Below are 2,252 nucleotides of genomic sequence, written 5' to 3'. Positions count from 1 at the left end.
TGCCGGTGGCCGCCGAGGTGTGGCACGAGTCGCGGGCCACCGCGATGGTGTTCGCCACCGCCTCGGGTGACATGCCCCACCCGGCCACCTTCGGTGAGCTGCGGACGAGCTTCCAGGCGTTCCACCAGGCGGTGCACCGCGCGCTGCCGAAGGAGCAGGGCTGGGTGCTGCACCTGCGCGGCTTCTCCGGCCGGCCCTCCGTGGACGCGGACGTGCTGGTGGACGTGGGCAGCCCGGTGCTCACCCCGGCGCAGCGGCCGGCGGACCTGGAGAAGCTCCTGTCGAAGCAAGGCCCGCTGGGCTGGCTGGGGCAGCGCGTGCGCTACCACGACGGCGCTCCGGAGCTGACGGGCCTCAACGACGCGAGCCCGCAGCAGGTCTTCTCCCGCACCTTCGGCGGGGCGCGGCTGGCCACGCTGTGGCTGTCCGAGCCGCTGCGCGGCGCCTTCGTGGGCCCCCGGCTCGCGGAGGAGGAGCTGGCCCTCACGGGCCTGACGCCCGAGGAGCCGCGCGAGTCTCCCGAGCGCGCGCTGCTGGCGGACCGGCTGGTGGCGCCCACGCAGCCGGTGTCCTCCGCGCTGAAGGAGCACTTCGCGGAGCTGACCGCCAGCGCGGAGCGCTACGTCGCGCAGCAGAACGTGCACGACCTGCGCGCGCTGGCGCAGACGAAGCGCGTGGGCAACGTCACGCGTCAGGTGAAGTCCGGCTACAGCGCCGAATACGGCCTGCCCTTCCTCCTGGTGGAAGCGCGGCAGGGCAAGCAGGTGCTGCGCGCCGTCTATTTCCTTCAGCAGCACCCGTCGCCGGCGAAGCGCGCGGAGCTGACCGCGGGTGACGCGGAGCTCGCGAGCACGGTGGACCTGGCGCTGCGGCACCGCCAGCCGGTGGTGTTGACCGGGGAAGTCTCCCGCGAAGAGGCCCGTCGATGAAGACCCGCAGCCGCGCCCTCGTGGCGCTCCTTGGCCTGATGGTGGGCCTGGCCCTCATCTGGGGCGCGAGCCTCGCCGTGCTGGGCAACATCGACACGCCCACCGCGCGGCGCGACGCGAAGTTCGTCAACGCCGAGCGCCTCATCTTCTACCGCCTGGAGCCGGGCCGGGAGATGCGCGTGCGCGTCCCCGCCGACGCGGAGGAGCTGCTCGTCGTCACGCACGAGCTGCTCCCCGACGGCACGCCCTACGCGCCGGAGAAGCAGTACCAGTACGGCCTCAAGGCCATCCTGCGCGGGCCGGACGGCGTCCTCCTGGAGCGCGCCATCTTCACGCGCACGCGCCAGAGCAAGGGCCAGCCGCAGGAGGACGGCACGTTCCTGGAGGAGAGCGCCTTCACGACGCACGCGGAGCAGCAGGTGACGGACGAGCGCGAGTTCGTGCTGCGCCTGCCCAAGGAGCGGCCGGACTACGCCGTGCTCTACCTGCGGCCCGCGGGCACCAACGACACGCTGCTGGCGCGCGTGTACGTCCGCGCGCACCGCACGCTGCCGCTGCTGGCGTCGCAGAAGCTGGCCCAGGCCCGGGCGGAGGTGCGCGCCGGCCGCGCCACCTTCGAGCCCTTCGAGAAGCTCTCCGGCGAGACGCGCCGCTGGCTCGCGGAGGAGCACTGGGAGCGCCTCAACGCGGAGGGCGAGGCGGGCACGGACTACCAGATTGAGCCCGTCTACCGCACCGCCTACCGGCTGCCGCTGGTGGAGGCCACCGAGTCCGTGCAGGAGCGCCTGGGCGCCGGCCGCGCCGTGGCCCTCAACGTCACCGGGCCCGCGAAGCCGGTGCTGTGGCTGTGGAGCGACGCGACGGACGCGAAGGCGCAGCCGCACGGCCCCGTGACGGTGCGGACGCTGTCCGCGGACGGCACGGCCCACACGCTGGAGCTGCCGGGCCCCGTGGCGGGCTCGCCCATGTCGCATCCGCTGGAGCTGCCGGAGGGCGTGCACACGGTGATGGTGCGCAACGACGGCCAGGAGGACCTGCGCTACACGGTGGAGGGGCCCTTCGAGTCGTGGCTGCTGCCCGCGCAGTCGCGGCCCTCGCCCGGGGTCGCGTCGGAGGGCCGCGTGGCCTTCCTGCCGGACACGCGCCGCACGGAGGCGTTCGCCACCGGCCCGGCGTGCCCGGTGCTGGAGCTGGACATCGATCCGCGCATGGACGCGGTGGGCGGCTGGTGCGCATGACGCGCGCTCGCTGGACCGCGCGCCCTCGCGCGAGCCGCTGCACCTGAGCCTCACGGTGCTGGATGGCCAGGGCCAGTCGCTGGGC

The 2,252-nt window shown here is 74.1% G+C and carries 2 protein-coding genes; both read left to right on the top strand.

The features are described 5' to 3' along the window. Positions 1 to 929: hypothetical protein (locus ACLEQD_RS41750; protein ID WP_410391469.1), on the top strand; the 929-nt coding region annotated here is incomplete at its 5' end. After that, positions 926 to 2,167, top strand: coding sequence for a hypothetical protein (locus ACLEQD_RS41745; protein WP_410391468.1), 1,242 nt, complete (start codon positions 926 to 928; stop codon positions 2,165 to 2,167). The genes ACLEQD_RS41750 and ACLEQD_RS41745, both read left to right, overlap by 4 nt. The last annotated feature ends 85 nt before the right edge of the window (positions 2,168 to 2,252 follow it).

Origin of the sequence: Corallococcus sp. 4LFB, assembly GCF_046520365.1 — a bacterium.
Lineage (GTDB): Bacteria > Myxococcota > Myxococcia > Myxococcales > Myxococcaceae > Corallococcus > Corallococcus caeni.
This window is presented reverse-complemented; position numbering and strand designations above follow the sequence as displayed.

Excerpts from the sequence above, each read along its gene's own strand:
- ACLEQD_RS41745 (WP_410391468.1), top strand. The coding sequence starts at position 926 with ATGAAGACCCGCAGCCGCGCCCTCGTGGCGCTCCTTGGCCTGATGGTG.